This window comes from Salinisphaera sp. RV14, from assembly GCF_052044135.1.
Classification (GTDB): Bacteria; Pseudomonadota; Gammaproteobacteria; order Nevskiales; family Salinisphaeraceae; genus Salinisphaera.
Genome location: NZ_JBQDYF010000010.1, coordinates 70,264 through 94,704 on the forward strand (window position 1 = coordinate 70,264; position 24,441 = coordinate 94,704).

A 24,441-nucleotide genomic window follows, 5' to 3' on the forward strand; every position below is an offset into this window, starting at 1 on the left:
TTTTCAAGTCGAGCGGCTTCAGGGGATATGATTGAAAATCAAGGGGGATATGTGGATCGTGTATCCAATCGACGTCTTGCTGTTGCGCTGATCGGCGCCGGCGCGCTCTGGTCCGGCCAGGCTATGGCCCAGAACAGCGGCGACATCGCCAAGGCCCATCGCCTGCAGGCGATGCAGCAACAACTCCAGGCACTCAAGGCGCAGCTCGCCACGCTCAAGCAAAAACAACAGAAAATGCCGGCCGAGCCCTCGACCGACAACGCTTCGACCAGCGACCAGGCCAGCGCACCGAGCACCGTCCAGGCGAACAAGCCCAAGCAGACATTGACGCTGGGTGGCGCATTCACGGCGGGCTACAAGCTCAAGCCGGACATGAAGAACCACCACAAAAGCGGTGATGCCATTGCCGGCATCGCGGCCTTCAACGTCCACGGCACGGACGGCAAGCTGTCGTACGGCGCCGAGTATCGCTGGTCGCCGACCGCCTTCGCCGATTCAAGTTATCTGCGCTATGGCTGGGCCGCCTACGACTTCGGCAAGCACAGCCAGATCAAGGGCGGCATGTTCTATGTGCCCTTCGGCAACCTCAAGTTCGGCTACCAGACATTCTGGGGCAACCTGACCTACTTCGCCGGCTTCACGGATAACCAGGCCGCCGGGCTGGGCTATAAGTACGAAAACGGCCCGTGGCGCCTCGACGTCGACGCCTTCAAGAACGACGACCTGGGGCAGCGCAGCCTGTACGGTTCCAATCCGTTCGATGGCTATCAGCAGGTCAACGGCGGCAATGCGCGCGCGGCCTATACCTTCAATCAGGGCACGGATCACAGCGTGCAGGTTTCGGCGGCGGTACGCGGCGGCGAGCTGCAAGTGGGGAAAAACGCACCCCATTACGGCACACGCTGGGCGGCCACCGCGGCGGTGGACGCCGCGCTCGGCCCGTGGACGCTGCAGGGCCAGTATGTCGATTATCGTTACAACATTCCGGCCGGACGCTTCTATAACGACAATGCGTTGCCGACCGACGCCATCACGATGGAGAACTACGGCTTCGCCTACCAGATGCCGGCCTCCGGCCAGATCTTCGCAGCGAATGTGGCGCGAACCTTCAAGATCGGCTGGGGCGCGCTGCATTCGATCCAGCTGTACGACAACTACGCCTACCTGATGACCGGCGGCAACGGTCGGTTCAACAGCGCCCTGCCCGGCAACGCGCCGAATCCGACCGGCGACATCCAGTTCAATGCGGTCGGCGCGGACTTTTCGTTCGGCATCCTGCAGGTCTGGGCGGATGTGCTGACCGGCAAGAACGCGGCCATGACGTTCGACGGACCGAGCGACGGCAGCTGGAACACCCGCTACAACCTGCAGATGGGACTCTACTTCAGCGGCGACGTGCTCAAGAACTAGGGGCTGCTATCGTTGCGCCAGGCGCCGTCTTGCGGCAAAACAGCGCTTGGCCCCTTCGGGTTGAGCCGCAAATCGAAGCCGGCCGTCACGAGACAGCCGGCTTTTTTCATGCGCCGCCGATCGGCCGCCGGCTGGCGGTGAACGCGGCTTTGCGTCAGCATCGCAGGCCAAGCATCGTCCTACACGGATACCGACCATGCCCGACCGCCTCCGCATCGCCATCATCGGCTACGGCACCGCCGGCCGCATCTTCCATGCGCCGCTGATCCACAGCACCCCGGATCTCGAGCTGGCCGCCATCGTCACCGGCAACGCCAAGCGCGCCGCCGAGATTGGCGACCGATATCCCGGCGCGCAAGTGATCGCCGATACCGAAACACTCTGGACCCGGGCCAGCGCATTCGATGCAGTCGTGGTAGCCAGTCCGAACGCGTGGCATGCGCCACATGCGCGGACCGCGATCGCGGCCGGCCTGGCCGTGGTCGTGGACAAGCCGCTGGCGGCTTCGGCCGATCAGGCCGAAACCCTGATCGCGGCGGCACGCGACCGCGGCGTGGCGCTGACCGTGTTCCAGAACCGGCGCTGGGACGCCGATTTCCTGACCCTGCGGGCACTGATCGAGGCCGGCCGGCTGGGCACGGTACGGCGCTTCGAATCGCGTTTCGAGCGCTGGCGGCCGGAACCCAAGCCCGGCTGGAAACGCGACGCCGCGCCCGATGCGGCCGGTGGCATCCTGTTCGACCTGGGCAGCCACCTGATCGACCAGGCCCTGACCCTGTTCGGCCCGGCCCGCGAGGTTTATGCCGAGCTCGATGCCGGTTATGCCGATTCGGCCGTGGACGACGATTCCTTCGTGGCGCTGACGCACAGTTCAGGCGTGCGCTCGCATCTGTGGATGAGCAGTGTCGCGCCCGACCTCGGCCCGCGTTTACGCGTGCTCGGCGACAGAGCGGGCTTCGTGAAATACGGGCTCGATCCGCAGGAGGAGCGGCTGCGTGACGGCGCGGTACCCGGGCATGACGGTTGGGGCACGGAGCCGGAACACGCTTGGGGGCGCCTCGGTGCCGGTGCACAGTTCGCGACGATCCCCAGCCATCCCGGCGATTACCCCGCCTTCTATCGCCGGTTCGCCGCCGCGCTTCGCGAACAAAGCGCGATGCCGGTGGATCCCGGCGACGCCGTGGCCGGGCTGCGCGTGATCGAAGCCGCGCGTACCGCCGCGGCCGAACGCCGCGTGGTCAGCCCGTAAACCGTCTCATCGTCATCGGCCGATGAACCGCGCGACCGGCGCGCTCAGCCGCGCCGCCAACGACGGCGGGGCATCCCAAGCCGCCGGGTCGAGGCGCTCGACATGATCCACGAAGCGCTGGGCGCAGGCGGCCCACGAGTAGTCCAGCGCGAACGCGCGGGCGTCTTCGGGCGACAGGGTCAGCGCGCCGCGCACGGCCGTGGCCAGATCATCGTCGAGACAGGCGACGTGCGGCGCGTGGCCGAGCACGTCGGCCGGGCCGGGTACCGGATAGGCCGCCACCGGCAGGCCGCTGGCCAGTGCCTCGAGTAGCACCAGGCCATAGGTGTCGGTGCGACTGGCGAACACGAACACATCGCCGGCCGCGTACCAGCGCGCCAGATCCTCGCCGGTCTGCCAACCGGCGAAAACAACATCCGGATAGCGTCGCTTGAGCTCGGCGAGTTGCGGCCCGTCGCCGACCACGACCTTGGTGCCCGGCACGTCCAGATCGAGGAAGTCGCCGATGTTCTTTTCCACCGCCACGCGCCCGACGTAGACCATGACCGGTTTCGGCCCGTCGACGGCCATGGCGTCGTCGCGCGGCGCGAAGGCCCGGGCATCGACCCCGCGCGGCCAGAGCACGGTATGGGTGATGCCATGCGTGGCCAGTTCATCGGCGAGCGTATCAGTGGTTACCAGAACCTGTTTCGCCGCCGCATGGAAACGGCGCATGAAAGCAAAGGTCAGCCGGCGCGGCACGCCCATGCGCATTTCCAGATACTGCGGGAAATGCGTGTGATACGAGGAGGTGAAGACCAGCCCTTGACGTCGACAGTAGCGCCGAGCAGCCTGGCCGAGCGGGCCCTCGGTGGCGATATGAATCGACTCCGGCCGCGCCTCGGCCAGCCGGCGCCCGACCTGGGTGGCCGTCGCCAACGCCAGCCGGATTTCCGGTTCGCCGGGACACGGTAGGCTCATGAAGCGATCCGGTGTGATCAGCGTGACTTCGTGGCCGAGCCGCGTCAGCTCGTCGAGCACCGTGGACAAGGTGCGAACCACGCCGTTGATCTGCGGATGCCAGGCATCGCTAACGAGTGCAATCTTCATGCGGAGGCCGCCCGGCGACGGCTCTCGCGCTCGGCGGGCATTTCATCGTCGGTCCCGCGTCCCCAGTAAAGTAGTTCCATACGTCCGGCGAAGTCCTCGGTCAGTGCGGTACAGGATTCCACCCAGTCGCCATCGTTGCAGTAATCGACGCCGTTGACCGTACGCCGCGACGGGGTGTGGATATGGCCACAGATGATGCCGTCCAGATCGCGTCGCCGGGCTTCGTCGGCCAGCGCCTCCTCGAAGCGGCCGATGAAGGCCACCGCGTTCTTGACCTGGTATTTCAAAAATGCCGACAGCGACCAGTAGGGATAACCGAGCCGGCGACGCATGGCGTTGAACCAGCTGTTGCCGACGATCACGCCGCGGTAGGCATAATCGCCCAGCACCGCGAGCCAGCGCGCCTCGGTGCAGACCGCATCGAAGGCGTCGCCGTGGATCACCAGATACTGGCGCCCGTCGGCGGTCTCGTGCACACACTCGTTGCAGATCTCGATGCCGGCCAGATCCAGTGGCAGGTAATCGCGCAGCATTTCGTCGTGATTGCCGGGCACATAGACGATGCGGGTGCCGTGATCGCGGTGCAGGGCCAGCACCGCCTGGATTACGGCACTGTGGCTGGCCGGCCAATACCAGGCATTCTTGAGCGCCCAGGCATCGATGATGTCGCCCACCAGATACAGGGTGTCGCAGCGCACGGTGGCCAGGAAATCGAGCAGCCGCTCGGCGCGGCACCCGCGCGTACCCAGATGAAAATCCGAGATCCAGACGCTGCGGTAACAATGAAAGCCCCGGGGCGTCGCGGGCGACGGCCCACCGCTGGGGGCGTAGATGCGAGTGGATCGGTCGTCGTGACGTACCGGGCGGGGGTCGAGGACGTCGTCAAACGACATGGCTGTGCCTCCACGCAGAACCTGTGGGCATATTGTCAACACCGCGTATGACCGCCATGTGTCGTTTATTTAACGGCCGGATGACAGATTCGGGTCGCGAAACACCCAACGACCGGCCAGCAGATAATTGCCCCACAACCCGACCAGCGCGCCCGGCACCACGCTGAGCAACGGATGGGCCGCGCCGATGGCGGTGGCCGAAACCAGGCCGAGATAACAGCCGTAATTGACAATTACATTGACCGTGTTGACGGCCAGATAGCGCAGCCACTGACGCCAACGCGCCCGATCGTCGCCGCTGACGAAGGTGAAGCGACGATTGATCAACCAGGCGGTACTGGCCGCCAGCGGAATCGATATCAGCCGCGCCCGCAGCGGCGCCATACCTAGCCCGTGCACCAGCATGCCCAGAACGCTCATGTCCACGCCGAATGCGGTAAGACCGGCCAGGGCAAAGGAAAGCCAGCGCCGCAGCACGCGCGTTTCCATGATCACGGGCAGCCCGCCACGCAGCGGTCGTGCCTGTCGCATCCATGACAGTTCCCGGTCAAGCATCCTCCAGACATAGCAGATCCACACGACAACGCGATGACTGTCATGCTCCGGTCATGTGAACGCGCGAGCCTCGGTGACATCCGCTCCAAGGAGGACCGACCATGTCGATCGCATCACGAAACAGCGCCCGTCGCATCCTGATTCTCGGCGGCGATGGCTTTTGCGGCTGGCCGACAGCGCTGCATCTGTCCGACGCCGGCTACGACGTGACCATCGTCGACAACCTCTCGCGCCGCATGATCGACGTGGAACTCGAGGTGGAATCGCTCACACCCATCCGCCCGATGAGTGAGCGCCTGGCCGCCTGGGCCGAGGTCAGCGGGCGCGAGATCGGATTTCATCGCTTCGATGTCGCCCGCAATTATCAGCGCATGGTCAATCTGCTGCTGGACTTCGAACCCGACGCGATCGTGCACTTCGCCGAGCAGCGGGCCGCGCCGTATTCCATGAAATCGGCGGCCCACAAGCGCTATACGGTGGACAACAACGTCGGCGCCACGCACAGCCTGCTGGCCGCCCTGGTCGAATCCGGCATCGATGCCCACGTGGTGCATCTGGGCACCATGGGCGTGTACGGCTACGGCAGCGCCGGCATGAAGATCCCCGAAGGATATCTCAAGGTGCACGTCGAAACCGAAGCCGGCGCCATGGCCACCGACGAGATTCTCTACCCGGCCCACCCCGGCAGCGTCTATCACCTGACCAAGACCCAGGATCAGCTCACCTTCGCCTTCTACAATCGCAACGACGGCATCCGCGTCACCGATCTGCATCAGGGCATCGTCTGGGGCACCCAGACCGAGCAGACTGCGCGCGACGAGCGCCTGATCAACCGCTTCGACTACGACGGCGACTACGGCACCGTGCTCAATCGTTTTCTGATGCAGGCCGCGATCGGGTACCCGCTGACCGTGCACGGGACCGGCGGCCAGACCCGCGCCTTCATCCATATCCAGGACACGGTCCGCTGCATCGAACTGGCGATCGGCAATCCGCCGGCCGCAGGCGAGCGCGTGCGCATCCTCAACCAGATGACCGAAACCCATCGGGTGCGCGATCTCGCCGATCGCGTCGCCGCGCTCACCGGTGCCCCCATCGACTACCTGCCCAATCCACGCGTCGAGGCGGCGGAGAACGATCTGCACGTCGCCAACGACACGCTGATCCAGCTCGGCCTGCGCCCGACCACGCTCGATACCGGCCTGTTCACCGAAGTCACCGACATCGCCGCGCGCTTTGCCCATCGCGCGGATACGCGGCGTATCGTCTGCCGCTCGGCCTGGCGCGCCGACCGCAGAACCAAGCCGACCACAACAGTGACCACCGCGCCGCCGGCGGCGTCGACCCCGGTATAGATCCCGGATCGCATCCCGGCGAATCAGCCTCTACGCTGTGGTCATCAGCCATCATCATCCGGATCTGCCATGACCCTGCGTCTGGAGCCCGAAACACTGGCCTTCGACGACGACGGCCGCACGCCGAACAGTCGCCACCCGGTACTGATCCATCGCGGCTCGATGGCCGGCGACGACGATGACGCGCTCGCGGCCGCGTTCGAAGCGGCCTTCGAGGCCCATGGCTGGCCGCCGCAATGGCGCGGCGGCGTATTCGGCTATCATCATTTTCATTCCAATGCGCACGAGGCCCTCGCGGTCTACGCCGGCGAGGCGGAACTCCTACTCGGCGGTGAAGACGGGCGGCCGGTCCGCCTCGCGGCCGGGGACGTGCTGATCCTGCCGGCCGGCACCGGCCATTGCCGGGTCGCGGCCAGCGGTGATTTCGCGTTGACCGCGGCCTATCCCGCCGGCCATGGCGACTGGGACCTGTGCCGGCCGGGCGAAACCGACCACGCGCGCGCGGTCGCGCGTATCGCCGCAGTGCCGACGCCGGCGACCGATCCCGTCACCGGCGGCGACGGCGCACTGACCCGACTCTGGGCCGGCTAGGGCCTAGATCGTCTGCCAGGCCTGGAGTTCGGGCGATGCGACAACCCTGCGTATGCGCGCCAGGGCATCGGCCAGCGCGGCGCGATCGCGTGCGGCGCTGAAACAGATGCGGATGGCCTGCGGCGCGGCCTCGCTGCCGACACAGAACGCTTCCGCCGGATTGACCTTGATGCGCTCGGCGGCCAGCCGCTCGACCACGCGCGCGGCGCGCTGCCCGGGCGGCAATTCCAGCCAGGCATAGAAACCGCCGGCGCGCAGGCGCAGATGGAAGCCGGATAGTGCGGCGCGCGTCATCGCCGCGCGCGCGGCCAGTTCATCGAACTGCCGGGCCCGCACGCGATCGGCATCGCCGGAGGCGATCCAGTGGCCGACCACCGAAGCGATCAGTGGCGGCGGCATCCAGCTGATGTTGCGCACGGCGGCCGAAACGCGCTCGCGGATCGCCGCCGGCACCCGCATGGCGCCCGAACGCAGGCCGCCCGAAAGAATCTTGGAGACCGAGAACAGATAGACCGTACGCTCGGGGGCCAGCCGGTACAGCGGCGTACCGCGCTCGGCTGCCGGCAGATGCTGGACGCCATCCTCCACGATCCAGACATCGCGTTCGCGCGCGAAAGCGGCCAGTGCCGCGCGGCGTGCTTCGCCGAGCCGCGCCGTGGTTGGATTCTGGTGTTCCGGCATGACGTAGAGCACATCGAATGATTGTTGATCGTGCCGGGCGGCAAGCGTATCCACGGCCAGGCCGTCTTCGTCGTGATCGAGCGCGACCAGGCGCTGGCCCAGCTGCCCGGCCACACTGATCAGACCGGGATAGGTCAAACGCTCGGCTGCCACGCGCCGGCCCGGCCCCGCCAGCGTGCACAGGACGATGAAGATGCCGTTCATGCCGCCCTGGTCGATAATCAACTCATCGGCGTCGACCGGCAGCCCGAGTTCGGTCATCCAGCGCGCATAGATGTTCCGATGCGCATCCAGCCCGCCTTCCGGCTGGTAATCCAGCGCATGGGCCAGTGCGGTCGGATCGGCCTGAATGCCGGCGAGGGCGCGCTTCAGGCCGGCATCGCGTTCGCCATCACCCGGCGGCATCGCGAGCGACAGATCGATCCAGCCGTCGTCCTCGCGTGTGACGCTGACATGCGAAAACCGCCGCGATTCGCGGCCGCCGCGCACGTAAGTCCCGCTGCCGACGCGCGCTTCCACCCAGCCCTGGCGCTCGGCCTCACCATAGGCGCGCGTGATGGTACCCACGGTGACGCCGAGCGCATGCGCCAGCCGCCGCTGCGGCGGCAGCCGGGTGCCCGGGCCGAGCTCGCGCGATTCGATCGCCCGGCCGATCGCCGTGGCCAACTGACGATAACGCGGCCCCTCGCCCGACAGCGTCGGCACCCAGATTGTCATGGTGACAATAAAATCATTGACGCCCTCCAATCGCGGCGTAACCTTCAATTTTCACCGGCGCCTTTGCCAAAACACCAAAATGAACCCATACAATATCATGAATACCCCGCCTCGCCTCCGATCTTCCGCTTATCGGGCGTCGGCGCGGCGCCACCGCGTTGGCGTCGCGCCGCCCTCGGTCGCCCACCGGAGCGGGTCATGATCACGCCCACGGCCATGATTCCGGTGGCCCTGTTCGCACTGGCCACGGTGGGCACACCCGGGCCGAACAACGTCATGTTGACGGCTTCGGGCGCCCGCTATGGCTATCGCCGCACGCTGACGCATATCGCCGGCATCCTCGGCGGCAGCGCTGTGCTCTACATGGGGGTGGCGTTCGGGCTCGGCGCATTGTTCCAGCGCCATGATCTGCTGCAGTACGCCCTGCGTGCATTGGGTGCGGCTTATCTGCTGTACCTCGCCTGGCGTATTGCCAGCGCACCGCCGCCGAATCTGGATGTGGCCGGTGATGCCCGGCCCCTGTCGTTCCTCGAGGCCGCGGCCTTCCAGTTCGCCAACCCCAAGGTCTGGGTGATGGGGTTGACGCTGACCGCCTCGTTTCTGCCGGGGCAGGGGCCGCTATTCCTCAACGCCCTCGTGCTGACCGCGATCATGCTCGTCGTGGGCCTGCCCTGCCTGTCGTTCTGGGCGGCGTTCGGCAGCGTGATCGGCCGCACACTCAGGACAGCCCGCGCCTGGCGGGCCTTCAACATCGTGATGGGCATGCTGACCGCCGCCTGTGTCGGGTTCATCGTCGTCGATTGAGCGGCGGCGCGAGCTGCTTGTACATGACCAGCGCATCGACATCGCCGGCCTCGGGATGACAGAAGGCGCCCGGCAGGCGGCCGACGACCTCGAAGCCGTGCTTTTGCCACAGCCGCACAGCGCCGGCGTTGGTCTCGGCGACGAAGTTGTACTGCATGGCCCGAAAGCCGCGCGCGACCGCCTCGCGTTGCGAGTGCTCGCACATCGCACTCGCCCATCCGGCCCCGCGCGCGGCTTCGGCCACGACATAGCCACAATTGGCCACGTGGGCGCCCTGGCCGGGCTGATTCGCCACCAGATAGTAAGTGGCCACAATCGTGCCGTCGTCCGCCTCGCCGGCGAATGTCGCCGCGGGTTTGTCCATCCACGCCGCCCGGGCGTCGGCCTCGGCGATATCCCGCGGATAAGCATAGGTTCGGCCGGCCGCGAAGACCGGCGACAGGAGGCGCCAGAGCGCCGGCCAGTCGGCCGTCCTGGCAAGGCGTATCGACGACATGACGAATCCACTCGTGAAGAAACGGGAGCGAGTCGCGCCAGCATAGCGAAGATTCGAATCAATCGGCGGGCAGGCAGGCTCTGAACCCGGGTTGCTGTCGATAGCCGGGGCCCAGGGGCCGCCCCGGAGATTAACGACCCTTTCATTAAAGCAATCCTGGTCATCGCAGGCTACGATCGGCCTGAATCACGTCAATGATCGCCAACGGCGCCCCGAAGGCGCCACAGCCCGCCGTCCCGGCACGCAAGGCATTTCGGGCGCGACCGCAGAATATCGCAACTCATTGATTTTACGATCGACGTATCACGCTAAAATGACACAGGAAATTTTTTTCAAACAAGGGTTGTCAAATTCGACTTTAGGCGTAGAATCGCCCGCGTCGACGGAAAATATCGATGGTTCAAGGCGTTTTTCGCCGGCCACAGGGCAAACCCCATCGTTACCGTCGCATCGGGCTTGTCCCAAAGAGGCAATACTTGCTTATTCCTATTCGTTGATCGGCATCGGCAACGTGACACCGAGGGAAGCGGTTCACGTCAATGCGGATGCCGAAGATCGCCGTGGGCCCGCTCAACCGCTGGCTCACCGAACATTCTTCTGGTTATTGAGGAGCATTGATGATGAACAACTTCAAGGTGAACATCGTGAACAGCCTTGTGGTCACCGGCCTGGTTGCCGCCTCCATGATGATGCCGATCCTGGCCGCCGAACTGGCCCAGATGCCGAGCACCCCCCATCAGACGCCGGTCGCGGCGCAGACGGCGGCAGGCACGCATACCATCCGCTAAGCGGCTGCATCGGCCGAAGGCGTGTGAAGATACCCGGCCCCGGCGCCGGGTATTTTTTTGTCTGCGGGCGGTAAGCGCGTGTCGTCGCGGCGGGATCCCCGGGCCCGGGCGCCGCCGCACGGCATCAAACCACCGAGGTCATGCCGCCGTCGACGAAGATGTTCTGCCCGGATACGAAGTCCGAGGCGTTTGAACACAAATAGACCAGCGTGCCAATCAGTTCGTCGAGCCGACCCCAGCGCGCGGCCGGGGTGCGTTTCCTGATCCAGGCATCGAAGTCGGCGTCCTGCCAGAGCGCGGTGTTCATGTCGGTCTGGAAGTAGCCCGGCGAGATGCAGTTGACCTGGATGTTGTAGCGGGCCAGATCCGCCGCCATGCCCTGGGTGAGCATGGCCACGCCACCCTTTGAGGCCGAATAGGGCGCGATCGTCTCGCGCGCCAGCTTCGATTGCACCGACCCGAGATTCACGATCTTGCCCGAGCCGCGTTCGCTCATCGGCCCGGCCAGGGCGTGGGCCACATAGAACGCGCTCGACAGATTGGTCGCCACGACTGCATCCCAGTCGGCCGGCTCGAACTCGGCGAAGGGCGCGCGTTTCTGCAGGCCGGCGTTGTTGACCAGAATATCGGGCAGGCCATGGGCGGTGATCACCTCGACGATCGCCTGTTTCACGGCGCTCGCATCGGTGACATCGAAGGCCACGTGGGCCACGTCCGCACCGGTCTCACCGGCGAGCCGCTCGGCGGCGGCGGCCAGCTTGTGTGGATCGCGCCCGTGCAGGATCACGCGCGCGCCGCGGTCGGCCAGGCCGCGTGCCAGTTCGGCGCCGAGTCCGCGTGAGGAGCCGGTGATCAACGCCAGCTTGCCGACCACATCGAACAATGTATCGCGCATTGAAGCCCCTCGAAGATGAAGAAAAGCGGGCCATCGAGCCGGCGCGCGACGGCGGTGCAACGCGCCGCATCCTATCCCGGAACCGGTCCCATGCCTGTTGATTTTTGGTCGTAGACAGCGCGGGCGGGCGGCATCGCGCCCGCCTCATGAATTGTTCGAGCCCTGGGGACGGCTGCGATAGACGAACCGCCAGAACAGGTAGATCAACACGACGACGGTGGTGACACCGGCCGCGGAATACAGGCCGATCGGCCCGAAATGCGCCAGTGCCTGCTCGAAATGCTTGCCGAACCAGTAGGTGCCGAAGCCCCAGGCGCCGACCCAAAGCGCGGCCCCGATGGCGTTGTAGAGGGCGAAACGCGGCGCGGCCATGCAGCCGATGCCGGCCACGATGCCGTTGAGCTGGCGCAGGCCGACAAAGAAACGGGCCACGATCACGATGGCGCCGCCCCGGCGCTGGAAGAACCGCTCGATGCGGGCCAGCCTGGCCTCCGTGATGCCGACGCGGGCGCCATGGCGCAACACGACCCGCCGCCCGCCGAAGCGACCGATCGCATAGCCGATGTTATCGCCGATCACCGCGCCCAGCCAGGCGGCGGGCAGCAGCAGCTCGATCGGCAACTTGCCCTGGGACGCCAGCAGGGCGGCGGAGATGAGCGCGGTTTCGCCGGGCACGGGAATGCCGAAGTCCTCGATCAGCACGAGCAGGAAAATGGCCCACGGGCCGTAGTCCGAGATGATCTGAGTAATATCGAGCATGCCTGAGACTAACGTAAGCGGCGGGCGCGGCCATCGCGATCAATGCCGGGCACCCGCCAGGATGTCCGTCGTGAACGGGCGCCGAGTGTATCCCGCCGCGGGTTCGTGCCGTGATACGGGCCGACCACGGTTGCATCGGGTCGCCGCCCGTGCCGCCGGACGGCGTCACGCACCGATTATCCCGCCATGCTGTCCTGCGTGCCACCCGCTGAACGCGCTGGCGGCGAGCGCCTTCGAATCAACGCCACGATCGACGCCCCCGGCCCGGCTCCGCGCCCAGCGCCGTTTACCAGATCTCGACGCGTTGATCCTTCGGCCGGACCATGCGGTCGCCCGGCTTGCAATCGAAGGCGCGGGCGAAGGCCGGCATGTTCGACGGCGCCCCGATCGCACGATAGCGCATCGGCGAATGCGGGTCCGAGTTGAGCTGCACCTCAAGCGCCTTCGGCCGGCTGTGACCGCGCCAGACCCGGGCCCAGGACATGAAAAAGCGTTGTGCCTGGGTATACCCGTGGATCTTCATGCGCGCCTGGTTCGGGTGATGGGCCAGCGCGCTCTGCAGGGCATCGTAGGCCAGCGTCAGCCCAACCAGGTCGGCGATGTTCTCGCCCAGGGTGAGCTGGCCGTTGACGTGCAGTTCAGGCTTGTCCGGAATGGGCGTGTACTGGTTGAATTGATCCACCAGCTTTTGCGCGCGGGCTTCGAAGGCCTTGCGATCGGCCTCGGTCCACCAGTTGACCTGGTTGCCGTCGCCGTCGAACTGACGGCCCTGATCGTCATAGCCGTGGCTCGACTCGTGTCCGATCACGGCACCGATGCCGCCATAGTTGACCGCGTCGTCGCCGTGGGCATAGAAGAACGGCGGCTGCAGAATGGCGGCCGGGAAGTTGATGGTGTTGTCGGTGGGGTTGTAGTAGGCATTGACCGTCTGCGGCGTCATGCCCCAGCGCTGGCGATCCCGCGGGCCGCCGACATAGGCCATTTCGTAGTCGTGGTTGAACTTGGCCGCGCGTGCCATGTTGCCGTAAAAATCGTCGGCCGAGATCGACAGCCCCTGCCAGGAACGCCAGTGCTCGGGATAGCCGATCTTGGGCAGGAATTTCGACCACTTGTCGAGGGCTTTCTGCCGGGTTGCGTCGCTCATCCAGTCGTTGTTCCGGATGCGTGTTTTCAGCGCCGCGCGGATGTTGTGCACCATCTGCCGGGCGCGCGCCTTGGCTTGCGGCGGGAAGTATCGGGCGACATACAGCTGACCCAGCGCCGGGCCCATGGCCTGATTGACCGCGGCCAGCGTCTGCTTCCAGCGCGCCTGCTGCTCGGGCTGGCCATTGAGCGTGCTGCCGTAGAACGCGAAGTGGGCGTCGTTGAAGGGCCGCGACAGCAGGGGCGCGGCATCGTCGATCACATGGAAGCGCAGATAGGCGCGCCATCGATCGAGCGACGCATTGCCGAGCAGCTTGTCGAATTGCTTGAAGAAGCGGGGCTGCGACAGGGAAAAGCCCCGCTTGATGTCAGCCCCCTGCGCGGCGAAGAAGGCCTTCCAGTCGAAATTCGGCGTGGTCCGGTTGGCCTCGGCCAGCGTTACGAAATGATACTGGTTCTGCGGATCGCGCATCGCCACGCGCGACAACGAGTGCCGGGCCAGATCGGTTTCCAGGGCCATGGCCTCGCGGGCATCTGCGGCGGCGCGATCGTCGGATTCCCCGACCCGCCTGAACAGCGTGGTCATGTAATCGACATAGGCGGCGCGCTGATCGGCGTAGGCCTTGTCGGTGTAGTACCTCGGCGTCGGCAGACCGAGCCCCGCCTGATAGACATAGGCGATGATCCGGGTCGCGTTCCGGTAATCGGGGCTGGCACCGAGTTCGAACACCTGGCCCTGGCCCGCGGCGAACGCCCGGCTGAGATAGCGGCTGAGCGCCGGGCGACTGTCGATGGCCGCGATCCGCTTCAGGCGCGCCTCGATCGGCTGGTAGCCGGCGTTGTCGATGGCGCGGGTATTCATGCCGGACTGATAGAGATGTCCGATCCTGGCCTCGATCGAGCCGGGCGGGGCCTTGTCGGCCCGGGCCGCGGCCTGTTCGACGATGCGGTGCTGATCGTCGAGGCTCTTCTCGGCCAGCATGTTGAACGACCCCCAGCGGGTGTGATCGTCCGGGATCGGATTCGCGGCTACCCACGTCGCGTTCACGAACGTGTCGAGGTCCTGACAAGCGCTCACGCGGGTGTCGAGATTGCCGGTATCGAAGATTCGCTGAGCGGCGGACAGCCGCATACCCGCGGCGTCGGGATCGGAAGCCTCGGCCGTGCTGGCCTGGGTCATCATCAGCCCGAGCGTGATCGCCGCGGGCGTGAAAGCCAGTCGTCGGATCATGATCATCCTTGTCGTTGGCTGCGGGCCACCGCGAACCGCAAACGCCATCGGCACGCGCCGGTCCACGGCCCGTTGCGGTTTCGGGGTGCCGCCAGAGAACCGGGTTCGACCGGTCTCATATTGACACGATCGCGGCCGTCACGGTGCGTTCCTGCCGCCCGTTTCGGCGCTGTCGTCGTGGCGGGCGCTGTGCTCCTCGAGCAGATCCTGAACGGAGTCGAGAATGGCCGCGGGCCGGAACGGATAGCGATCGACATCGTCGCGGCTGGCAATGCCCGACAGCACCAGGATCGTATGCAGCCCGGCCTCGATGCCGGCGACGACATCGGTATCCATGCGATCGCCGATCATGCCGGTGCGCTCGGAATGCGCGCCGAGCTTGTTCATTGCCGAACGGAACATCATCGGATTGGGCTTGCCGACGTAGTAGGGCTCGCGCGTGGTGGCAGCGGTGATCAACGCCGCGACCGCGCCGGTCGCGGGCAGCACACCCTCCGCGCTCGGCCCGGTCACGTCCGGATTGGTGGCGATGAAGCGCGCGCCGTTGTTGATCAAGCGGATCGCTTTCGTAATCGCCTCGAATGAATAGGTGCGGGTTTCACCGAGGACCACGAAATCCGGGCTGGTATCCGTCATGACGAAACCGGCTTCGTGCATCGCGGTGGTCAAACCGGCCTCACCGATGATGAAGGCCGAGCCCTGGGGCGCCTGCCCGGCCAGAAACGCGGCCGTGGCCATTGCCGAGGTCCAGATCTGGTCCTCCGGCACCTCGATGCCGTTGCGCGCCAATCGAGCCGCCAGGTCGCGCGGGGTATAGATGGAGTTGTTGGTCAACACCAGAAACCGGATGTCACTGGCCCGCCACTGGTTGATCAGGTCGGCGGCGCCCGGCAGCGCCTTGTTCTCGTGCACGAGCACGCCGTCCATATCGGTCAGCCAGCAATCGATCTTGCGCTTTGTCACGAAGCCCGTCCTCGTCATTGGTTCAATCATGCCGATCTGATCATACCGACTCGGTGCCGCAACCTGTCGCTCCTGGCCAGCTGCGCTCAAGTCCACGCAACAGCAGGCGGTAAAAAGTTTTACCAAAAATCGAATTATACGGCGAATCAAACATTTATTCTCACGATGCCACAGCCATTGGGTGGCATGGGCTTGCGCGCCTCGTGCCAATGCGCCTAGTTTCCAGTATCCCGCGTAACCAACACCGTTCAGGAGGAATGATGAGGAAATTCATTTTTGCCGCGATCGCCGGTTCGCTGCTCTACGCCACCACGGCGCTGGCGGTGGTCAACGTCAATACCGCCACGGTCGATCAACTGCAGACACTCGACGGCATCGGCAGCGTCAAGGCCCAGGCCATTGTCAAGGATCGCCAGGCCAATGGCGATTACGACAGCCTCGGCCAGCTGAGTCGTGTCAATGGCATCGGCGCCAAAACCATCGAAAGCCTGCGCTCGGAGGCAACCGTCAACGATGAATCGGCCAGCGCCGATACCGGCAGCTGAGCCGGCAAGAGGATCGGCCGGCCAGGCCGCGCCGATCCTCTTCGGCCGCGAACTTGGGCTCCAAGGTCGCCAGCGCAAGTTTGTTGCCACCCGACAGATCGCGGCAGGCAAGCGCCCCGGGGGCGGCCGCGCCTCGGCCGGCGACTGAGCTCTGAGGCGCCGTTCGGCGCGGTCTCGTGCAAAACGGCCACAGGCACTAGACTGGACGACATGCCTACCCGATCCGGCAAACTCGTCATCGGCATTTCCTCGCGGGCCCTGTTCGACCTGGAAGCCAGCCATGCCGTCTTCGAGACCGAGGGCCGAGAGGCGTATTGCAGCTACCAGATCGAGCACGAGGAAGATGTGCTCGAGCCCGGCGTCGCCTTCGGGCTGGTGCGCAAGCTGTTGGCGCTCAACGATGCCGACCGTGAGCGCGTGGAGGTGATCCTGCTGTCGCGCAACAGTGCGGATACCGGCCTGCGGGTGTTCAATTCCATCGCCCATCACGATCTGCCGATCAGCCGGGCGGCCTTTACCAGCGGCGACTCGCCCTGGCGTTACGTCTCGGCCTTCGGTGCCGATCTTTTTCTATCCGCCGACCCGGACGACGTACGGGCTGCCCTGGCGGCCGGGTGCGCGGCGGCCACGATCGTGCCGGGCCATTCCCGTGCCGCTGGCGAAGGCGTGCTCAAGATCGCCTTCGACGGCGATGCCGTGCTGTTCTCCGACGAAGCCGAGCGCATCTTCAAGCAACACGGACTGGCCGCCTTCACCGAGGCCGAATCCGCGGCCGCCGCCCGCCCGCTGCCGGGCGGGCCGTTCAAGGCTTTTCTCGAAGCGCTGACGCATATTCAGAGCGAATTCGATCCCGATGATTGCCCGATCCGCACCGCCCTGGTGACTTCGCGCAGCGCCCCGGCGCACGAGCGCGTGATTCGCACCCTGCGCGCGTGGCATATCCGCATCGATGAGGCGCTGTTTCTGGGCGGGATGGCCAAGGCCCAGTTCCTGCAGGCCTTCGGCGCCGACATCTTCTTCGACGATCAGGCCACCCACATCGGCCCGGCCTCCGGCCTGATGGCAGCCGGCCACGTACCGCACGGCGTGGCCAACGAGCCGTCGGCCACGGGTTAGACACCCGTCCACGCGCCGGCGCGTGGAACGGCAACAGGCGCCGTTGTCCGGTCACGCCCATGCATCGATGGACGAGACAACCCTTGCATATCACGGTGGCCAAGATGTTTTGTAGAATCATCTCGCAAGCCCCGTATTTCTCGCTCGTGTATCGGCCACAGCCTCTTCGTACAGACGTGATGATCGCCGCTGTGGCCGGGGCGATGGCATGAACCTGTTCACGAGCCTGCTGGTGGCGGCCGGCGCACTGGCCGGCGCGGCGCTGTTGATTCTCGGCCCGGGCTGGGCGCGCCGGCATCCGGCGCTATCGGCGGCCGAGCGGCGCCGCCTGGGCCGATTGATGCCCTGGACCCGCCGCCTCGACGCCCGGCGCCTGGTCCGCCTGCAGCGTCGCACCGCGCGTGTGCTGCGCGATATCGACCTGATCGCCGACTCGGGGCGCACACTGAGCGCCGACCAGCGGCTGGCGCTGGCCGGCCAGGTGGGCATGCTCTGTCTCGGCGCCCAGCCCAGCCAGACGCGTTTGCCCACCGAGATCGTCGTGCATGACGATATCGACAGCGAATGGTCGGGGCCACCGACAAACGGCCTGCTGGAAGATCTCGGCGAAATGGCGACGGGCGACAGCTGGCGAACGCTGAGGCTGCATGTGTCGTGGCCGGCGGTGGTCGCTGCCCTGAATGGCGGGCCGCAAAATCCCATCGTGCGTCAAATCGCACGGCTGCATGATTTCGCCGTCCCCACCACCGTGGTCGCCGGCGGACTGACCTGGGGCGATGCACTGGCACAGCAATGGCGGCGCCTGCGCGAGACCGGCTCCAATCTGCTGCCGCTGGACGAGGACATCGCGCTGGATGCGTTCTTCGCCCAGGCCGTGGAGGCCTTCTTCCAGCGCGGCGAGGCCCTGGCCGGCGCCCATCCCGATCTGTATGCCGTACTGGCGGCCTATTTCGATATCGAGACAGCGCCCCGCCGTCCGGCGGGGCACCGCACGCCGGTTATTCGTTCGTGATGGCGATCCGCCCGCTGCCCGGCAGGGTTTCCACGAAAGCCGAGCCCGCGAGCTTGGAAGGCGTATAGGCACCGCCCTCCGGCGCGTCGGTCAGCAATCGGCGCGCCAGCGCCAGACTCGCGTGGACGGTGACATCGTAACCATTGGCCACCTGTAGCCGGCCCACGCGAACCTCGCCGCTTGCATTACGCACTTCGCCCCAGACCCGGGTGCCATGCCGCGCCCGGGTCGCGGCATCCGGACCGCGCACGCGGCCGGCCCGCGCCTTGAGAAAATTCTTCACCGGCGACAGCCCGAGTAACGGGCGCGCCCAGTTCAGCCACCTGACCTGCCGAATACGGCCGGGCGACATCGGCATATACACCGCGATGCTCGGGATACGCGTCGAATAATAAGCGGTGGATACATCGCCCCAGGGGATGGTCATGGCGTGCTTGGGCCCGTCCCCGAAGTCGATCTCGCGTACATCGGCCGCGAGCGCCACCTTCACGATCCGGCCGTTGCGACGCACGCGGCCACCGCCGGCCAACCCTTCGACGCTTGTCTTCGCAGTGCCCGGCGACAGGCCCGAGCGTGACTCGAAACCGAGCGCGAGTTCGGTGGCGTCGGGCAACGACTCGGCCAGGGCGGCGGCGAGACAATCGGTCGGCACCACATCGAAGCCGGCGCCCGGACACAATACCGCGCCGGTTTCGCGCGCATCGGCATCGCGGCCGAAGACATGCTCGAACACCTCGATCTCGCCGGTGATGTCGAGGTAGTGGGTGCCGGTCGCGATACAGGCCGCGACCATCGCCGGCGCCGTATCGACGAACGGCCCGGCGCAATGCAGCACGACATCGATGTCGGCGAGCTGACCGGCCACGGTATCGCCCTCGAGATCGAACGGGCGGGCGTCGAGCCCGAGCGATTGCGCCAGCGCCGCGACCCCGGCCGCATTGCGGCCCGACAGTACCGGCGACAGCCCTTCGGATACAGCCTGCCGGGCGATCAATTCGCCGGTGTAGCCATAGGCACCGTAGATGAGGATACGATCGTGACTCATGTTGCTTCTCCGCTATGTGGTTTCAGCATCGAGCGCGCCATTTTCTCCACAGCGCGGAAGAACCATTCCGGCTGCAGCCGCTTCAATCGATATTGCCATCGCGTGTCGCGATGCGTCAGCACCAGGAAACGCCGCCTGGCCACAGCGTCGAAGATCTGATCGGCCACGTCGTCGGCGGTCACGCCGGAGCGGGCCATGAGTTTCGCCACCAGCGCGTCGCGCCCGGGCGCGGTGCTGCGAAACGACTCCATCAGGTTGGTGGCAAAGAACGCCGGACAGGCCACGGTCACGCCCACGCCGTGACCGCGTTCCTCGGCACGCAGGGTTTCCGACAACGACAACACGCCCGCCTTGGTCACATTGTAGGATGCCATGCCCGGTGCGTTGGCGATGGCGGCAAACGACGCCGTATTCACGATATGCCCACGTGAGGCGCGAAGCGCCGGGAGCGCCGCCCGACAGCCGCGCACCACCCCCATCAGGTTGATATCGACGATCCAGTCCCAGTCCGCCTGCGGCGTATCGGCGACCGTGCCGGACGCGGCCACGCCCGCGTTGTTGACGAACACATCCACCCCGCCCCATTCGGTGTCGAGCCGTGCCATGAGTTGCGCGAAATCGGCGTCGCGCCGTGTATCCAGGGTCTGGGCCATGGCCTGGCCGCCGGCATCGTTGACCTCGCCGGCGACACGGCGCGCACGCCCGGTCTGGATGTCGGTCACCGCCACGCGCCAGCCGGCCCGCGCATAACGCAGTGCCAGCGCACGACCGAGGCCGCTGCCCGCCCCCGTTATCGCCATGCGCTTGTGCTGGATCGGATCGTCACTCATATCTGACACGCGTTATTGTCACAATTGCGAGCATACGCCAACGTATTGCCAATGTCTTGTCGGCGGGGCATGGTCGGCGGACAGCGCATTCGCAACATACGAGGACAAGCCCATGAAGCTCTATGAAACACGTCAGGCCCCCAATCCGCGCCGGCTGCGTATCTTTCTGGCGGAGAAGAACATCGACCTGGCGGAATTCGAGATCGAGCAACTCGACCTGGCGGCCGGCGACAACCTGTCGGCGCATTTCAAGGCCAAGAATCCGATGGGCGGCGTGCCGGTGCTCGAATTCGACGATGGCCAGTGCCTGTCGGAATCGATGGCGATCTGTCGTTACTTCGAGATCACCCATCCGGAGCCGCCGTTGATGGGCGACTCGGCCGAATCGCAGGCCATGATCGAGATGTGGAACCGGCGCATGGAATTGCATCTGCTGTTGCCGGTGGCGATGGCTTTCCGGCATACGACCGGCCATTTCTCCGATCGCGAGGCGGTTTTTCCCGATTACGGCGCCGATCGCGCCCAGGCCGCGCTGCGGATGTTCGATTTTCTCGACCAGCACCTGGCTACGCAGCCACATGTTGCCGGCGACGACTACACAGTGGCCGATATCACCGCGCTGGCGGCGATCGATTTCGCCCGTGTCATCGACGTGCGCGTGGGCGATCGGCCGCATCTGGCGGCCTGGCACGACCGTGTTTCGGCCCGTCCCAGCGCGAAAGCATAACGCCGCGCCAGGCGATCGCTTGGCGGGGCCGGCCACGCGGGATAGCATGCCGGCCTCGCCCCTTCGCCGGAACCGGTCGTGCGCCTGGAAGAACTCAGCCCGGAAGTCGTCGCCATCATCGTGGATATCGAAGGCACCGTCAGCGATGCGGCGTTCACCCGCGACGTGCTCATTCCCTACGCCGAGGCGCATCTCGGGCCCTGGATCGAGCGCCATGCCGAGCGCCCGGACGTGGCCGAAACGCTCGAAGCGCTGGCCCAGGCGGCCGGCGAACCCGAGGTGGATGTCCCGCGGCTGATCGAACTGGCCGAATTCGGCCTGGTCGAACGCGATTCCGGCCCGGTAGCGGCACTCTGTCATCTGCTCTGGCGGGATGCCTACCAGACCTTCGAACTGACCGGCCACGTCTACGACGATGCCGTGGCCACGTTGCAATCCTGGGCCGACGACCATCGCACCCTGCTCACCTACTCGGCCGCCCCCGCCGAGGCGCAGCGCCTGCTATTCGCCTATAGCGACGCCGGCGATATCTCCGGGCTGTTTTCCGGCTTCTTCGACCGGCGCGTGGGCGCCAAGAAGAATGCCGACAGCTACACCGCGATCGCGCAGGCGCTCGGCGAAAACCCAGCGGCGCTGTTGTTCATCTCGGATACCGGCAGCGAACTCGATGCCGCCAAACAGGCCGGCCTGCAGACCTGCTGGATCGCCCGCGACGACGACACCCGCGAGAAGGCCGAGGCCAGCCAGGCGCACCCGAGCGTGGCCTCGTTCTCGGAGATCGAACTGTTGTAGGGCGTTGCGACCCATCGGCACGTGAATGGGCGGCGCTTCATCCTGCGATACACGGGCGCGGGCGCCGATATTCGCACTGCCTGTGCCTGCCGTTGGATGGCCGCGGGATCGGCCACATCGCCGGCGATGGGCACAGATGCAGCCGGCTATTAATCCGGCATCAAAACAGCCGACTTCATCAGCTGTTTTCAACGCCTTCAAAAATAAAAGCCGGCGCCTGTCCGTCTTTTATTTTCAAAGGCTTCGCGGCCAATGGCCGCGGCGAGCATGCGGTCGCATACGCGCGCTAGTAAGCCGAAGAATCATCTATTTTTGTGCCGGGTTAATAAGCCCGCGATCCGCCGAAAGCCGCCCCGCCAGCCGCCAGCGCGCCGTCTGAGACCTGCTCGCGAGCGAACACACCCGCATCCAGAATCCAGTGTGTGATCAGCGCCGCCGGGGTAACGTCGAAGGCCGGATTGGCCACGGGCGCCTCGACCGGCGCCCAGCACAGATCGCCGGCTGGCCCGGCCACGCCGCGCACCTCGGCGGCCGCCCGCTGCTCGATCTCGATATCCCCGCCCGAGGCGCAGGCCGGATCGAGGGTGGTGTAGGGCGCGGCCACGGCAAACGGAATGCCATGATGGTGCGCGGCCACGGCCAGGCCATAGGTACCGATCTTGTTGGCGACATCGCCATTGGCCGCGATGCGATCGGCGCCGACGATGACGCGATCGACCTGGCCGCGCGCCATGAGGGCCGCGGCCATGTTGTCGGTGATCAACGTATAGGGCACGCCCAGCGCGCCCAGCTCCCACGCCGTCAGGCGGCCGCCCTGGAGCAGGGGGCGCGTCTCATCCACCCATACCGCGATCGCCTTGCCCTGTTCGTGGGCACGGCGGAGCACACCCAGCGCCGTGCCGATGCCGATGGTGGCCAGCCCCCCGGTATTGCAGTGGGTCAGAATGCGTTCGCCGGGCGCGATCAACGCCGCGCCGTTTTCGCCCATGGCGTTGCACAAGGCCACATCGCCGTCGGCCAGATCGTCGGCGGTCGCCACCAGCGCCGCGCGCCAGTCCGAGCCGGTCATGGCCCGGCGCAGCTCGGTCATGGCATTGGACAGATTGACCGCGGTGGGCCGGGCCGAGCCCAGGATTTCGATCGCTTCGAGCAACGTGTCGCGATCATCGCCGGCCTCGGCGCGTACCGCCACCATCAGGGCCGCGGCGATCGCGATCAGCGGCGCGCCGCGCACCCGTAACGCCTGGATCGCCTCGACCATGGCCGCGACCGTGTCGATGGCGAGCCAACGCTCTTCGTGCGGCAGTTGCGATTGATCCAGCAATGCCAGCTGCCCGCCAGTAACGGCCAGCCCCAGTCCGCGTCGATTACGCATGGTCGACCCCGGTCACGCCGTGCCGCCGACGCGCGCGAGCAGTTCGTCGGTCTTGTCCCGCAACAGCGGCTTGTCGCCGCGGGTTTCGACATTGAGCCGGATCACCGGCTCGGTGTTCGACTTGCGCAGGTTGAAGCGCCAGTCGCCGAAATCCATCGACAGGCCGTCGACGTGTTCCACGCTCTGGGCCGAATCGGCGTAATGGGCTTCCATCGCGGCCATCACCGCGTCGGCGTCCTCGACCTTGCGATTGATCTCGCCGGAGGCCGGGAACGCGGCAATGCGTTCTTCGACCAGGGTCGATAGGCCCTTGCCGGTCTCCGAGACCAGTTGCGCGATCACCAGCCACGGCAGGTGACCGTTGTCGGCATAGGAGAACTCGCGGAAATAATGGTGCGCGCTCATCTCACCGCCGTACAGCGCATCGTTCTCGCGCATGACCTGCTTCATGAACGAATGCCCGGATTTGGATTCGACCGCGCGTCCGCCCGCTTCCTCGACCTGGGCGAGCGTGTTCCAGATCAGGCGCGGGTCGTGAACAATGGCCTCGCCCGGATTCATCTTGAGCAGCATCTTGGCGATCAGGCCCACCACGTAGTAGCCCTCGATGAACTCGCCGTTCTCATCGAAGAAAAAACAGCGATCGAAGTCGCCGTCCCAGGCCACGCCGAAATCCGCACCCGCTTCGCGGACCACCCGGGAGGTCGCCTCGCGGTTTTCGACCAACAGCGGGTTGGGCACGCCGTTGGGCAGTTCGCCGTCGGGCTCGAACTGCATGCGCACGAACTCGAACGGTAGTTTGTCGGCAAGTTTTTCCACCACGAGACCGGCACAGCCGTTGCCCGGGTTGACCACGATCTTGAGCGGCTTGAAATTCTCGGGCTTGATCTGGGCCAGCAGGAAGGCAACATAATCGTCGCGCTGATCCAGCGTGCGCCGCTCGCCGGGTGTGGCGGCCGGCGTGACATCGTCGTCGTGCACGCGGCGCTCGATGTCGGCCAGGCCCGTGTCCGCCGAGATCGGCTTGGCCTGTTCGCGCACGAACTTCAGGCCGTTGTAATCCTTCGGGTTGTGGCTGGCAGTGACCATGACACCGCCGTCCGCGCCCTGCGAGAACACGCCGTAATAGACTTCCTCGGTGCCGCACAGCCCGATATCGAGCACATTGGCGCCGGCCGCGGTCAGGCCGTCGATCAGGGCATCGGCCAGTTCGGGGCTGGACAGACGCATGTCGCGGCCCACCACCACCGTCTTCGCGCCCAGTTCGGCGACGAACGCCAGGCCGATGCGGCGCGCCATGGCAGCGTCGAGTTCATCGGGCACCCGCGCCCGGACGTCGTACGCCTTGAAAAACGGATAATACTGGCCCATCGGTGATGC

24 protein-coding genes are annotated in these 24,441 nt (G+C 66.0%); 11 read left to right on the forward strand and 13 right to left on the reverse strand.

Annotated features, from left to right (window positions below):
• Positions 1-27 precede the first annotated feature (27 nt).
• Positions 28-1,410, forward strand: a complete 1,383-nt coding sequence (locus tag ACS8Y6_RS11545; RefSeq protein ID WP_440848881.1) for a hypothetical protein — start codon at positions 28-30, stop codon at positions 1,408-1,410.
• A 196-nt stretch (positions 1,411-1,606) separates the two neighbouring features.
• Positions 1,607-2,659 (forward strand): Gfo/Idh/MocA family oxidoreductase, encoded by a 1,053-nt coding sequence (locus tag ACS8Y6_RS11550; protein ID WP_440848880.1) that lies wholly within the window; start codon positions 1,607-1,609, stop codon positions 2,657-2,659.
• Between the two features lie 12 nt (positions 2,660-2,671).
• On the opposite strand, the gene ACS8Y6_RS11555 is transcribed toward ACS8Y6_RS11550, so the two are convergent.
• From ACS8Y6_RS11555 to ACS8Y6_RS11565, 3 genes are all read right to left on the reverse strand, one after another.
• Complete coding sequence (locus ACS8Y6_RS11555; RefSeq protein WP_440848879.1) at positions 2,672-3,748, reverse strand: glycosyltransferase family 4 protein; 1,077 nt, start codon at positions 3,746-3,748, stop codon at positions 2,672-2,674.
• On the reverse strand, positions 3,745-4,641 hold the full coding sequence (locus ACS8Y6_RS11560) for a UDP-2,3-diacylglucosamine diphosphatase (RefSeq protein WP_440848878.1): 897 nt from the start codon (positions 4,639-4,641) through the stop codon (positions 3,745-3,747). The genes ACS8Y6_RS11555 and ACS8Y6_RS11560 overlap by 4 nt, the downstream gene beginning before the upstream one ends.
• Positions 4,642-4,710: 69 nt before the next feature.
• On the reverse strand, positions 4,711-5,172 hold the full coding sequence (locus ACS8Y6_RS11565) for a GtrA family protein (RefSeq protein WP_440848877.1): 462 nt from the start codon (positions 5,170-5,172) through the stop codon (positions 4,711-4,713).
• Between the two features lie 125 nt (positions 5,173-5,297).
• Here ACS8Y6_RS11565 and ACS8Y6_RS11570 point away from each other — a divergent pair, with 125 nt between their 5' ends.
• Positions 5,298-6,551, forward strand: a complete 1,254-nt coding sequence (locus ACS8Y6_RS11570; RefSeq protein WP_440855611.1) for an NAD-dependent epimerase/dehydratase family protein — start codon at positions 5,298-5,300, stop codon at positions 6,549-6,551.
• Positions 6,552-6,620: 69 nt separating this feature from the next.
• Positions 6,621-7,142 carry a cupin domain-containing protein gene (locus ACS8Y6_RS11575; protein ID WP_440855612.1) on the forward strand — a complete coding sequence of 174 codons (522 nt, stop codon included), beginning with the start codon at positions 6,621-6,623 and terminating at the stop codon, positions 7,140-7,142.
• A gap of 3 nt (positions 7,143-7,145) precedes the next feature.
• On the opposite strand, the gene ACS8Y6_RS11580 is transcribed toward ACS8Y6_RS11575, so the two are convergent.
• Positions 7,146-8,540: a PLP-dependent aminotransferase family protein gene (locus ACS8Y6_RS11580; RefSeq protein ID WP_440848874.1), complete on the reverse strand. Its 1,395-nt coding sequence runs from the start codon at positions 8,538-8,540 to the stop codon at positions 7,146-7,148.
• Positions 8,541-8,738: 198 nt separating this feature from the next.
• On the opposite strand from ACS8Y6_RS11580, the gene ACS8Y6_RS11585 reads away from it, so the two are divergent.
• Positions 8,739-9,344, forward strand: coding sequence for a LysE family translocator (locus ACS8Y6_RS11585; RefSeq protein WP_440848873.1), 606 nt, complete (start codon positions 8,739-8,741; stop codon positions 9,342-9,344).
• Here the strand turns inward: ACS8Y6_RS11585 and ACS8Y6_RS11590 are convergent.
• Positions 9,328-9,840, reverse strand: coding sequence for an N-acetyltransferase family protein (locus ACS8Y6_RS11590; RefSeq protein WP_440848872.1), 513 nt, complete (start codon positions 9,838-9,840; stop codon positions 9,328-9,330). The two genes, ACS8Y6_RS11585 and ACS8Y6_RS11590, sit on opposite strands and share 17 nt — an antisense overlap.
• Before the next feature lie 620 nt (positions 9,841-10,460).
• Here ACS8Y6_RS11590 and ACS8Y6_RS11595 point away from each other — a divergent pair.
• Positions 10,461-10,628, forward strand: a complete 168-nt coding sequence (locus tag ACS8Y6_RS11595) for a hypothetical protein (protein ID WP_440848871.1) — start codon at positions 10,461-10,463, stop codon at positions 10,626-10,628.
• Between the two features lie 124 nt (positions 10,629-10,752).
• Here ACS8Y6_RS11595 and ACS8Y6_RS11600 read toward each other — a convergent pair whose 3' ends face one another.
• The 4 genes from ACS8Y6_RS11600 to ACS8Y6_RS11615 form a co-directional block, all read right to left on the reverse strand.
• On the reverse strand, positions 10,753-11,523 hold the full coding sequence (locus tag ACS8Y6_RS11600; RefSeq protein ID WP_440855613.1) for an SDR family oxidoreductase: 771 nt from the start codon (positions 11,521-11,523) through the stop codon (positions 10,753-10,755).
• A 144-nt stretch (positions 11,524-11,667) separates the two neighbouring features.
• Complete coding sequence (locus ACS8Y6_RS11605) at positions 11,668-12,282, reverse strand: DedA family protein (RefSeq protein ID WP_440848869.1); 615 nt, start codon at positions 12,280-12,282, stop codon at positions 11,668-11,670.
• Positions 12,283-12,568: 286 nt separating this feature from the next.
• On the reverse strand, positions 12,569-14,656 hold the full coding sequence (locus ACS8Y6_RS11610) for a M13 family metallopeptidase (RefSeq protein ID WP_440855614.1): 2,088 nt from the start codon (positions 14,654-14,656) through the stop codon (positions 12,569-12,571).
• Positions 14,657-14,794: 138 nt separating this feature from the next.
• Positions 14,795-15,583 (reverse strand): HAD-IIA family hydrolase, encoded by a 789-nt coding sequence (locus ACS8Y6_RS11615; protein ID WP_440848951.1) that lies wholly within the window; start codon positions 15,581-15,583, stop codon positions 14,795-14,797.
• A gap of 296 nt (positions 15,584-15,879) precedes the next feature.
• Between ACS8Y6_RS11615 and ACS8Y6_RS11620 the strand changes: the two genes are divergently transcribed.
• The 3 genes from ACS8Y6_RS11620 (at position 15,880) to ACS8Y6_RS11630 (ending at position 18,292) form a co-directional block, all read left to right on the forward strand.
• Positions 15,880-16,164 carry a ComEA family DNA-binding protein gene (locus ACS8Y6_RS11620; protein ID WP_440848867.1) on the forward strand — a complete coding sequence of 95 codons (285 nt, stop codon included), beginning with the start codon at positions 15,880-15,882 and terminating at the stop codon, positions 16,162-16,164.
• A 210-nt stretch (positions 16,165-16,374) separates the two neighbouring features.
• On the forward strand, positions 16,375-17,280 hold the full coding sequence (locus ACS8Y6_RS11625) for a 5'-nucleotidase (RefSeq protein ID WP_109993174.1): 906 nt from the start codon (positions 16,375-16,377) through the stop codon (positions 17,278-17,280).
• A 208-nt stretch (positions 17,281-17,488) separates the two neighbouring features.
• On the forward strand, positions 17,489-18,292 hold the full coding sequence (locus tag ACS8Y6_RS11630) for a zinc-dependent peptidase (protein WP_440848866.1): 804 nt from the start codon (positions 17,489-17,491) through the stop codon (positions 18,290-18,292).
• Here ACS8Y6_RS11630 and ACS8Y6_RS11635 read toward each other — a convergent pair.
• Positions 18,279-19,337: a saccharopine dehydrogenase family protein gene (locus ACS8Y6_RS11635; RefSeq protein ID WP_440855615.1), complete on the reverse strand. Its 1,059-nt coding sequence runs from the start codon at positions 19,335-19,337 to the stop codon at positions 18,279-18,281. The genes ACS8Y6_RS11630 and ACS8Y6_RS11635 overlap by 14 nt on opposite strands.
• Positions 19,334-20,167 (reverse strand): SDR family oxidoreductase, encoded by an 834-nt coding sequence (locus ACS8Y6_RS11640; RefSeq protein ID WP_440855616.1) that lies wholly within the window; start codon positions 20,165-20,167, stop codon positions 19,334-19,336. The genes ACS8Y6_RS11635 and ACS8Y6_RS11640 overlap by 4 nt, the downstream gene beginning before the upstream one ends.
• A 112-nt stretch (positions 20,168-20,279) precedes the next feature.
• Between ACS8Y6_RS11640 and ACS8Y6_RS11645 the strand changes: the two genes are divergently transcribed.
• Positions 20,280-20,894: a glutathione S-transferase family protein gene (locus ACS8Y6_RS11645; RefSeq protein ID WP_440848863.1), complete on the forward strand. Its 615-nt coding sequence runs from the start codon at positions 20,280-20,282 to the stop codon at positions 20,892-20,894.
• A 78-nt stretch (positions 20,895-20,972) separates the two neighbouring features.
• A complete protein-coding gene (mtnC, locus tag ACS8Y6_RS11650) occupies positions 20,973-21,686 on the forward strand; it encodes an acireductone synthase (protein WP_440855617.1) in 714 nt (237 codons plus the stop codon).
• A 322-nt stretch (positions 21,687-22,008) separates the two neighbouring features.
• On the opposite strand, the gene mtnA is transcribed toward mtnC, so the two are convergent.
• Together mtnA and ACS8Y6_RS11660 are read right to left on the reverse strand one after the other, a co-directional pair.
• Positions 22,009-23,061 carry an S-methyl-5-thioribose-1-phosphate isomerase gene (gene mtnA / locus ACS8Y6_RS11655; RefSeq protein ID WP_440848861.1) on the reverse strand — a complete coding sequence of 351 codons (1,053 nt, stop codon included), beginning with the start codon at positions 23,059-23,061 and terminating at the stop codon, positions 22,009-22,011.
• A 12-nt stretch (positions 23,062-23,073) separates the two neighbouring features.
• Positions 23,074-24,432, reverse strand: a complete 1,359-nt coding sequence (locus ACS8Y6_RS11660) for a phosphomannomutase (RefSeq protein ID WP_440855618.1) — start codon at positions 24,430-24,432, stop codon at positions 23,074-23,076.
• Between the last annotated feature and the right edge of the window lie 9 nt (positions 24,433-24,441).

Bases quoted from the DNA above. Each gene is read 5' to 3' on its own strand.
- ACS8Y6_RS11640 (WP_440855616.1), bottom strand. From the start codon at position 20,167: ATGAGTGACGATCCGATCCAGCACAAGCGCATGGCGATAACGGGGGCG.
- ACS8Y6_RS11620 (WP_440848867.1), top strand. From the start codon at position 15,880: ATGAGGAAATTCATTTTTGCCGCGATCGCCGGTTCGCTGCTCTACGCC.
- ACS8Y6_RS11570 (WP_440855611.1), top strand. From the start codon at position 5,298: ATGTCGATCGCATCACGAAACAGCGCCCGTCGCATCCTGATTCTCGGC.
- ACS8Y6_RS11645 (WP_440848863.1), top strand. From the start codon at position 20,280: ATGAAGCTCTATGAAACACGTCAGGCCCCCAATCCGCGCCGGCTGCGT.
- ACS8Y6_RS11565 (WP_440848877.1), bottom strand. From the start codon at position 5,172: ATGCGACAGGCACGACCGCTGCGTGGCGGGCTGCCCGTGATCATGGAA.
- ACS8Y6_RS11605 (WP_440848869.1), bottom strand. From the start codon at position 12,282: ATGCTCGATATTACTCAGATCATCTCGGACTACGGCCCGTGGGCCATT.
- ACS8Y6_RS11635 (WP_440855615.1), bottom strand. From the start codon at position 19,337: ATGAGTCACGATCGTATCCTCATCTACGGTGCCTATGGCTACACCGGC.
- ACS8Y6_RS11630 (WP_440848866.1), top strand. From the start codon at position 17,489: ATGAACCTGTTCACGAGCCTGCTGGTGGCGGCCGGCGCACTGGCCGGC.
- ACS8Y6_RS11600 (WP_440855613.1), bottom strand. From the start codon at position 11,523: ATGCGCGATACATTGTTCGATGTGGTCGGCAAGCTGGCGTTGATCACC.
- ACS8Y6_RS11610 (WP_440855614.1), bottom strand. From the start codon at position 14,656: ATGATCCGACGACTGGCTTTCACGCCCGCGGCGATCACGCTCGGGCTG.
- ACS8Y6_RS11550 (WP_440848880.1), top strand. From the start codon at position 1,607: ATGCCCGACCGCCTCCGCATCGCCATCATCGGCTACGGCACCGCCGGC.
- ACS8Y6_RS11545 (WP_440848881.1), top strand. From the start codon at position 28: ATGATTGAAAATCAAGGGGGATATGTGGATCGTGTATCCAATCGACGT.
- ACS8Y6_RS11580 (WP_440848874.1), bottom strand. From the start codon at position 8,540: ATGACAATCTGGGTGCCGACGCTGTCGGGCGAGGGGCCGCGTTATCGT.
- mtnA (WP_440848861.1), bottom strand. From the start codon at position 23,061: ATGCGTAATCGACGCGGACTGGGGCTGGCCGTTACTGGCGGGCAGCTG.
- ACS8Y6_RS11555 (WP_440848879.1), bottom strand. From the start codon at position 3,748: ATGAAGATTGCACTCGTTAGCGATGCCTGGCATCCGCAGATCAACGGC.
- ACS8Y6_RS11560 (WP_440848878.1), bottom strand. From the start codon at position 4,641: ATGTCGTTTGACGACGTCCTCGACCCCCGCCCGGTACGTCACGACGAC.
- ACS8Y6_RS11595 (WP_440848871.1), top strand. From the start codon at position 10,461: ATGAACAACTTCAAGGTGAACATCGTGAACAGCCTTGTGGTCACCGGC.
- ACS8Y6_RS11660 (WP_440855618.1), bottom strand. From the start codon at position 24,432: ATGGGCCAGTATTATCCGTTTTTCAAGGCGTACGACGTCCGGGCGCGG.
- ACS8Y6_RS11615 (WP_440848951.1), bottom strand. From the start codon at position 15,583: ATGGACGGCGTGCTCGTGCACGAGAACAAGGCGCTGCCGGGCGCCGCC.
- ACS8Y6_RS11585 (WP_440848873.1), top strand. From the start codon at position 8,739: ATGATCACGCCCACGGCCATGATTCCGGTGGCCCTGTTCGCACTGGCC.
- ACS8Y6_RS11625 (WP_109993174.1), top strand. From the start codon at position 16,375: ATGCCTACCCGATCCGGCAAACTCGTCATCGGCATTTCCTCGCGGGCC.
- ACS8Y6_RS11575 (WP_440855612.1), top strand. From the start codon at position 6,621: ATGACCCTGCGTCTGGAGCCCGAAACACTGGCCTTCGACGACGACGGC.
- ACS8Y6_RS11590 (WP_440848872.1), bottom strand. From the start codon at position 9,840: ATGTCGTCGATACGCCTTGCCAGGACGGCCGACTGGCCGGCGCTCTGG.